This is a genomic window from Kitasatospora sp. NPDC059812 (genome assembly GCF_042732075.1).
In the GTDB taxonomy this organism is placed as follows: Bacteria; Actinomycetota; Actinomycetes; order Streptomycetales; family Streptomycetaceae; genus Kitasatospora.
Map to the genome: position 1 here is coordinate 162,163 of NZ_JBHWIO010000002.1, position 7,873 is coordinate 170,035.

A 7,873-nucleotide genomic window follows, 5' to 3' on the forward strand; every position below is an offset into this window, starting at 1 on the left:
CATCAGTGTGAGGATCGAGCATGGTTCCCATGGCGACCACACAGCTCCCGACTCCCGCAATCCGCAACGGTTTCCCGCTGCCCGCCCTGCTCGCCCTGGCCACCGCCGTCTTCGTCACCGCGCTCACCGAGACCCTGCCCGCCGGCGTGCTGCCCGGGATGAGCGGGGCCCTCGGCGTCGGCGAGTCGGCCGCCGGGCAGACCGTCACCGTCTACGCGCTCGGGACCGCCGCCACCGCGATCCCGCTCACCGCGGCCACCGCCGGCTGGGGCCGCAAGCGGCTGCTGCTCACCGCGATGGCCGGCTTCGCCGCCGCCAACACCGTCACCGCGGCCTCCACGAACTACCCGCTCACCCTGGCCGCCCGCTTCCTCGCGGGCGTCGCGGCCGGCCTCGCCTGGGCGCTGCTGGCCGGGTACGCGCGCCGGCTGGTGCCGGTCGAACAGCAGGGCCGGGCCATGGCCGTGGCGATGGCGGGCGTACCGGTGGCGTTGTCGCTGGGAGTGCCGGTCGGCACCTTCCTCGGCCAGGCGCTCGCCTGGTGGGTGCCCTTCCTGGCCATGACGGCACTGGCGCTCGGCGTGATCGGCTGGATCGCGGCCCTGCTGCCGGACCAGCCTGGACAACCCACCGGTGAGCGCGCCCCGGTGCGGAGCGCGCTCACCGTGCCCGGGGTGGCGCCGGTGCTCACCGTGACGGTGCTCTTCGTGCTCGCCCACACCATCCTGTTCACCTACATCGCGCCCTTCCTCGACCGGACCGGCCTCGGCGACGCGACCGACACCGTGCTGCTGGTCTTCGGCCTGGCCTCGCTGGCGAGCATCTGGTTCACCGGCGCCCACATCCACCGCCGGCTACGGCAGTTGACGATCGGCGGCGCGCTGCTGGTCGCCCTGACCGCGGGCCTGCTCGGCCTCTGGTCGCACAGCACACCGCTGGTGTACGCCGCCGCCGCGCTCTGGGGCCTGGGCTGGGGCGGCGCCCCGACCCTGCTGCAGACCGCCGTCGGCGACGCGGGCGGCGAGCGGGCGGACGCCGCCCAGGCGGTGCTGGTCACCCTGTGGAACGCCGCGATGGCGGGCGGCGGCGTGGTCGGCGGCCTGGTGCTGGGCCGCCTGGGCACCGGCGCCCTGCCCTGGACGGTGCTCGCCCTGATGCTGCCCGTCCTGGCGGTGGTCACCGGCGCCCGCCAACACGGCTTCCCGGCTGACCGCGGTTAGCGCAACTGCAGCCCGTTGGCCAGCAGCTCGGCGACCAGCTCGGGCCGGGCCGTCGCGACCGAGCCCGCCGAGTACGGCGGCTGCGGGTCGTACTCGATGACCAGCTGGATCGCCTCCGCGGTCGCGTCCCCGGCCATCAGGCCGGTCAGCGTCAGCGCGAGGTCGATCCCGGCCGAGACCCCGGCCGCGGTCGCGTACTTGCCGTCGACCACGACCCGCTCCGTCCCGGTCGGCTCCGCCCCGAACTTCTTCAGCGCGTCGAGGCAGCACCAGTGCGAGGTGGCCCGGCGCCCCGCCAGCAGCCCGGCGGCGCCCAGCAGCAGGGAGCCCGAGCAGACCGAGGTGGTCCAGGTGGTGGTGGCGTCCACCGCGCGAATCCACTCCAGCACGGCCTGGTCGGCCAGCCGGGCCTCCGTCCCGGGCCCGCCCGGGACGAGCAGCACGTCGGCCGCGTCCACCTCGTCCAGGGCGGCCTCCGCGGTCAGCGACAGGGTCTTCATGTCGGTGCGGACCGGGCCGCGCTTCGCGGCGGTGAACACCACCTCGGCGCCGGGGATGCGGGACAGCACCTCGCAGGGGCCGACGGCGTCCAGGGCGGTGAACTCGTCGTAGAGCAGAACGGCGATGCGCATCAGTGTCCTCCAACAGGATCGGGTCGGAAGCGGCGTCGGTACTCGGCGGGCGGGGCGGCCAGGGCCCGGACGAAGGCGCGCCGCATCGCCTCCGGGGTGCCGTAGCCGCAGGAGCGCGCGATCTCCTCGATGCCGTCGGCGGTGTCCTCCAGCAGCCGCCGGGCGGCCTCCAGCCGGACCCCGTCCACGTACCGGCCCGGGGTCACCCCCACCTCGGTGGCGAAGGCCCGGGCGAAGTGCCGTGGTGACAGCGCCGACCGTCGGGCCAGCGCCTCGACGGACAGGTCGGCCTCCGGGTGCTCGGCGATCCACCGCTGCACCTCGCGCAGCGGCTGCCGGGCCGCCACCTGGGCGGCCAGCTGGGTGCTGAACTGGGCCTGGTTGCCCGGCCGGCGCAGGAAGACCACCAGGTGGCGGGCGATCAGCAGGGCGGCGTCGCGTCCCAGGTCCTCCTCGACCAGGGCCAGCGCCAGGTCGATCCCGGCGGTGACCCCGGCCGAGGTGGCGACGTTCCCGTCCCGGACGTGGATCGGGTCCGGGTCCACCTCGATGTCCGGGAACCGCCGGGCCAGCGCCTCGCAGTACGCCCAGTGTGTGGTCGCCCGGCGCCCGGCCAGCAGCCCGGCCTCGGCGAGCAGGAAGGCCCCGGTGCACACCGACACCACCCGCTCGGCCCGGCCGGCCAGCTCCCGGATCCGGGCGACCAGCGCACCGTCCGGGAGATCGCTGCCCAGCCCACCGGGGACCAGCAGGGTGTGCACCGGCCCGACCTCGGCCAGGTCCGTGTCCGGCAGCAGCCGCAGTCCGCTGTGGCTGCGCACCGGCCCGCCGCCCGGGGAGGCGGTGGTCACCCGGTACGCCCCCGGCTGCCCGGCGGCCGCGCCCGCCCCCGTGAAGACCTCCACGGGACCGGTCACGTCGAGGCTCTGCACGCCCTCGTAGAGGACGACGACCACGCTGCGCGCTCTCATGCGACCAGCCTGTCACCGGGTCGCAGTGGCAGCAATGACCCGTTTCCCACCTTTCCTGCCACCGTCGGTGGGGATGCCGGCGGGGAGCGCGGAAACGCCGGAAGGCCCCTCGCTCTCGCGAAGGGCCTTCCGGCTGTCTGTGCGCCGCCAGGGACTCGAACCCCGGACCCGCTGATTAAGAGTCAGCTGCTCTAACCAACTGAGCTAGCGGCGCCTGCTGACGCGGAGAACATTACCTGGTCAGCAGCCGAAACACACAATCGGCCCGGGCGGCCGCGCACGCAGCGTCACGGCACCAGGACCACCTTGCCCCGGACGTGCCCCGCGCCGACCAGCCGGTGGGCCTCGGCGGCCCGCTCCAGCGGCAGCGCCTCGGCGATCTCCAGCCGCAGCCCGCCCACCTCCCACAGCCGCACCAGCTCGGTCAGCCGCGCGGCCGTGCGCGGCCCCCGCAGCCCCCGTACGCCCAGCCGCTCGGCCTCCGGGTAGTCGACCACGGTGCCGATCCGGCTCCGGTCGGCGACCAGCTCGACGGAGGCCGCCAGCGCGCCCCGCCCGGCGGCGTCGAAGGCGGCGTCCACGCCCTGCGGCGCCACCGCCCGGACCCGCTCGACCAGCCCCTCGCCGTACGCGACCGGGATCGCGCCCAGGTCGCGCAGGTAGTCGTGGTTGCGCTCGCTCGCGGTGCCGATCACGGTGGCGCCCCAGGCCCGGGCGAGCTGGACGGCGACGGTGCCGACCCCGCCGGAGGCGCCGTGCACCAGCACGGTGTCGCCTGGGCCGACCGCGAGCAGGGTGAGCGCCAGGTGCGCGGTCTGGCCGGAGGCGGAGAGCGAGCCGGCCTGCTCCCAGGGCATGCCGGCGGGCTTGGCCACCAGTTGGGCGGCGTCCACCGTGACGAGCTCGGCCTGGCTGTCCAGGAAGCGGAAGCCCAGCACCTCGTCGCCGACCTGCCAGCCGGAGCCGTCCGGTCCGAGCCGGTCCACCACTCCGGCGAACTCGTTGCCGAGGACGAACGGCGGCTCGACGACGGCCCCCGGCGGGCGGAAGCCCTCCCGGATCGCGAGGTCGACAGGCTGCACCCCGGCGGCGAAGACCCGCACCCGTACCTCGCCCGGCCCGGGTTCCGGGTCGGGCACCTCGGTGACCCGCAGGACCTCCGGACCGCCGGACCGCGTCACGGTGACCGCCTTCATGTCTGCTCCCGCCCTCTCGAATGTTCGACATTCGACTGCTTGACTGTTCGACCGCCCCCGATCCTCGGACCTGAAGTCCACTTGAGGTCAAGCCACTGTTCGGCCCGATGTTCGGCCCGCTGTTCGGCGCGTCTTCGCCGATGGGCGCATTGTCAGATTTATCCTGGGCGGCGCTCAGCCGTCCGTTGTCGAGAGGAACGTTTCCGTGGGCCAGCTGCCCCTGTTCTTCCTGGTGCTGCTCGCCTCCGTGGTGACCATGCCGCTCGCACGCAAGACCGGAGTCCCGCAACCGGTCCTGATGACCCTGCTCGGCATCGTCATGGCGCTCGTCCCGCAGATCCCGGACGTCACCATCGAACCCGAGCTGATCCTCCCGCTGGTCCTGCCGCCGCTGATCTTCGCGGTCGCCCGGCGCTCCTCGGTGCGCTACTTCAAGGCCAACGTCCGCTCGATCCTGCTGCTGGCCGTCGCCCTGGTGGTGGTCACCACGGCCGCGGTGGCCGGGGCGGTGCACTGGCTGCTGCCCGCCCTGCCGGTCGCCGCCGCGATCGCGGTCGGCGCGCTGGTCTCCCCGCCCGACCCGGTGGCCGCCGTCGCGGTGGCCGGCAGCGTCGGCCTGCCCCGGCGCCTGGTGTCGATCCTGGAGAGCGAGGGCCTGTTCAACGACGTCACCGCGATCGTCGTCTACTCGCTGGCCATCGAGGCCGTGGTCAGCGGCGACTTCTCGGTCGGCCACGCGGTGCTGCGCTTCATCCTGTCCGCGGTGCTCGCCGTGGTCGTCGGCATCGCCCTCGGCTGGGTCAACACCAAACTCGCCGAGCGCCTGGACGACCCGACCCAGCAGGTCGCGCTCAACCTGCTGGTGCCCTTCGCCGCCTACGCCATCGCCGAGGAGATCCACGGCTCCGGCGTGCTCGCCGTCGTGGTCTGCGCGCTCTACCTCGCCGAGCGGGCCTCCGACGCCGACGCCGTCTCCTTCCGGCTGGTCGGCAACGCCTTCTGGGAGGTCGTCGAGATCCTGATCACCGGCGTCGCCTTCGGCCTGATCGGCCTGGAGCTGGCCACCGTGCTCAAGGAGGCCGGCCGCGGCTGGACCGGCTTCATCGGCGACGCCGCCGTGGTCATCGGCGTGGTCGTGGTGGTCCGGCTGCTCTGGCTGCTGCCGGCCGGCTGGCTGTCGAAGAAGCTGCGCAGCGGCGACGACGAGGACACCCCGTTCAGCTGGAAGGAGAGCGTGATCCTCTGGTGGTCCGGCATGCGCGGCGTGGCCACCGTCGCCCTGGCCCTCGCCATCCCGCTCACCCTGCACTCCGGCGAGGAGTTCCCCGAGCGCGGCCGCCTGGTCTTCATCGCCTTCAGCGTGGTGCTGTTCACCCTGCTGGTGCAGGGCCTCACCCTGCCCTGGCTGGCCAAGCGGTTCGAACTGGACATCGACCAGGACAAGCACGAGCAGGCCGTGCGCCAGCTCTGGTGGCGGGCCGCCAAGGCGGGGCTCAGGCGGCTGGGCGAACTGGAGGAGCAGGACCGCCTGCCCGCCGAGGTCGCCGACCGCCTGCGGGACCGTCAGCACGACCGGCTGGCCCGGCTCTGCCCGGAGAACTACGCCGAGGAGGAGGCCGCCGAGGCCAAGCTGCGGCTCAGCCAGTGGCGGGCCGCCCGGGAGGTCGAACAGGAGATGATCGCCGCCTCCCGGCGCGAGATGCTCGCCGCCCGCAGCGAACTCGGCGCCGACCCGGAGCTGGTCGACCAGGTGCTGCGGGGGCTGGACCTGCGCTCGGAACGCAAGTGACGGCCTGTCCGGCCCCGCCGGGCGGAATGTGCGCGACCGGCTCCGCGGTTGCATAGGCTGAGCCCGGGCAGGCCGTCAACGGAGTCGGCGTACCACCAGTACCCGCACGACCTCGCGAGACCCTCACCGCCTGGCCCTGCCGGTTTCTGCACCCAGATGAATCGAGGAACCACCGATGTCGGAGACCCGTGCCGACGCCCGCACCCCGCTCGACCGCACCCCGCAGTGGGCCGCCCTCGGCAAGCACCGGGCCGCGCTGGGCGAGACGCACCTGCGCGAGCTGTTCGCCGCCGACCCGGAGCGCGGCCGCCGCTACACCCTCCAGGTCGGCGACCTGCACGTGGACTACGCCAAGCACCTGGTCACCGACGAGACGCTGGAGCTGCTGCGCGAACTCGCCGCGGCCACCGGCGTCGCCGAGCTGCGGGACGCGATGTTCCGCGGCGAGAAGATCAACAACACCGAGCACCGCGCCGTCCTGCACACCGCGCTGCGCGCCCCGCGCGGTGCCGTGATCGAGGTCGACGGCGAGAACGTGGTGCCCGCCGTGCACGCCGTCCTCGACAAGATGGCCGGCTTCGCCGAGCGGGTCCGCGGCGGCGAGTGGCGCGGCCACACCGGCAAGCCGATCCGCACCGTCGTCAACATCGGCATCGGCGGCTCCGACCTCGGCCCCGCGATGGCCTACGAGGTGCTCCGCTCGTTCGCCAAGCGCGACCTCGACGTCCGCTTCGTCTCCAACGTGGACGGCGCCGACCTGCACGAGGCGGTCCGCGACCTCGACCCGGCCGAGACGCTGTTCATCGTCGCCTCGAAGACCTTCACCACCATCGAGACCATCACCAACGCGGTCTCGGCCCGCGACTGGCTGCTCACCGGGCTGGGCGCCGGCACCGAGGCGGTGGCCAAGCACTTCGTCGCGCTGTCCACCAACGCCGAGGGCGTGCGGGACTTCGGCATCGACACCGACAACATGTTCGAGTTCTGGGACTGGGTCGGTGGCCGCTACTCCTTCGACTCGGCGATCGGCCTCTCGCTGATGATCGCCATCGGCCCGGACGCCTTCCGCGAGATGCTGGACGGCTTCCACCTGGTCGACGAGCACTTCCGCACCGCGCCGCCGGAGCAGAACGTCCCGCTGCTGCTCGGCCTGCTCGGCGTCTGGTACGGCGCGTTCTTCGACGCCCAGGCGCACGCCGTGCTGCCCTACTCGCACTACCTGTCGAAGTTCACCGCCTACCTCCAGCAGCTGGACATGGAGTCCAACGGCAAGTCGGTGACCCGCGACGGCTCGCCGGTGACCTGGCAGACCGGTCCGGTGGTCTGGGGCACCCCCGGCACCAACGGCCAGCACGCCTACTACCAGCTGCTGCACCAGGGCACCAAGCTGATCCCGGCCGACTTCATCGGCTTCGCCAAGCCGGTCGCCGACCTGCTCCCGGGCCTGGTCGCCCAGCACGACCTGCTGCTGGCCAACTTCTTCGCCCAGACCCAGGCGCTGGCCTTCGGCAAGACCCCGGAGGAGGTGGCGGCCGAGGGCGTCCCCGCCGAACTCGTCCCGCACAAGACCTTCCAGGGCAACCACCCGACCAGCACCATCCTGGCCGCCGAGCTGACCCCCTCGGTGCTCGGCCAGCTGGTCGCGCTTTACGAGCACAAGGTCTTCGTCCAGGGCGCGATCTGGAACATCGACTCCTTCGACCAGTGGGGCGTCGAGCTGGGCAAGGTGCTTGCCAAGCGGATCGAGCCGGTGCTGCTGACCGGCGAGGGCGCGGAACAGCTGGACAGCTCCACCGCCGAGCTGGTCGCCCGCTACCGCGCGCTGCGCGGCCGCTGAGCCCCGGTCGGGCCGTCCGCTCCGGCGGGCGGCCCGGTCCTGCTTCCTTGTCCGCCGGCTCGCGGTTCGCGGTTCGCGGCTCGCGGTTCGCGGTTCGCGGTTCGCGCGGGAAACGCCGAGAGGCCCCTCGCTTTCGCAAGGGGCCACGAGGCGGTGTCTTGGGCGCCCCGGAGCCGTACCCCGGAACCGCCTTTTAATATTTAGCTGCTGTAAACAACAGTTCGAGCG

6 protein-coding genes and 1 tRNA gene are annotated in these 7,873 nt (G+C 73.1%); 3 read left to right on the forward strand and 4 right to left on the reverse strand.

Going from position 1 to position 7,873, the window contains the following annotated elements:
• Nucleotides 1-29 precede the first annotated feature (29 nt).
• Nucleotides 30-1,220: an MFS transporter gene (locus ACFV6D_RS01875; protein WP_380557697.1), complete on the forward strand. Its 1,191-nt coding sequence runs from the start codon at nt 30-32 to the stop codon at nt 1,218-1,220.
• Here ACFV6D_RS01875 and ACFV6D_RS01880 read toward each other — a convergent pair.
• The 4 genes from ACFV6D_RS01880 to ACFV6D_RS01895 all read right to left on the reverse strand — a co-directional run bounded on the left by ACFV6D_RS01880 (nt 1,217) and on the right by ACFV6D_RS01895 (nt 4,019).
• Nucleotides 1,217-1,852: a DJ-1/PfpI family protein gene (locus tag ACFV6D_RS01880; RefSeq protein ID WP_380557700.1), complete on the reverse strand. Its 636-nt coding sequence runs from the start codon at nt 1,850-1,852 to the stop codon at nt 1,217-1,219. The two genes, ACFV6D_RS01875 and ACFV6D_RS01880, sit on opposite strands and share 4 nt — an antisense overlap.
• Nucleotides 1,852-2,823, reverse strand: a complete 972-nt coding sequence (locus ACFV6D_RS01885) for a GlxA family transcriptional regulator (protein ID WP_380557703.1) — start codon at nt 2,821-2,823, stop codon at nt 1,852-1,854. Before ACFV6D_RS01885 ends, ACFV6D_RS01880 begins: the two co-directional genes overlap by 1 nt.
• A gap of 140 nt (nt 2,824-2,963) precedes the next feature.
• Nucleotides 2,964-3,037: transfer RNA gene (locus tag ACFV6D_RS01890), tRNA-Lys, on the reverse strand.
• A 73-nt stretch (nt 3,038-3,110) separates the two neighbouring features.
• Nucleotides 3,111-4,019 carry an NADP-dependent oxidoreductase gene (locus ACFV6D_RS01895; protein ID WP_380557706.1) on the reverse strand — a complete coding sequence of 303 codons (909 nt, stop codon included), beginning with the start codon at nt 4,017-4,019 and terminating at the stop codon, nt 3,111-3,113.
• Between the two features lie 205 nt (nt 4,020-4,224).
• Between ACFV6D_RS01895 and ACFV6D_RS01900 the strand changes: the two genes are divergently transcribed.
• Both ACFV6D_RS01900 and pgi read left to right on the forward strand, forming a co-directional pair.
• Nucleotides 4,225-5,808, forward strand: coding sequence for a Na+/H+ antiporter (locus ACFV6D_RS01900; RefSeq protein ID WP_167745871.1), 1,584 nt, complete (start codon nt 4,225-4,227; stop codon nt 5,806-5,808).
• 175 nt (nt 5,809-5,983) lie between these two features.
• Nucleotides 5,984-7,645: a glucose-6-phosphate isomerase gene (gene pgi, locus ACFV6D_RS01905; protein WP_380372930.1), complete on the forward strand. Its 1,662-nt coding sequence runs from the start codon at nt 5,984-5,986 to the stop codon at nt 7,643-7,645.
• Nucleotides 7,646-7,873 lie beyond the last annotated feature (228 nt).

Bases quoted from the DNA above. Each gene is read 5' to 3' on its own strand.
- pgi (WP_380372930.1), top strand. From the start codon at position 5,984: ATGTCGGAGACCCGTGCCGACGCCCGCACCCCGCTCGACCGCACCCCG.
- ACFV6D_RS01885 (WP_380557703.1), bottom strand. From the start codon at position 2,823: ATGAGAGCGCGCAGCGTGGTCGTCGTCCTCTACGAGGGCGTGCAGAGC.
- ACFV6D_RS01880 (WP_380557700.1), bottom strand. From the start codon at position 1,852: ATGCGCATCGCCGTTCTGCTCTACGACGAGTTCACCGCCCTGGACGCC.
- ACFV6D_RS01875 (WP_380557697.1), top strand. From the start codon at position 30: ATGGCGACCACACAGCTCCCGACTCCCGCAATCCGCAACGGTTTCCCG.
- ACFV6D_RS01895 (WP_380557706.1), bottom strand. From the start codon at position 4,019: ATGAAGGCGGTCACCGTGACGCGGTCCGGCGGTCCGGAGGTCCTGCGG.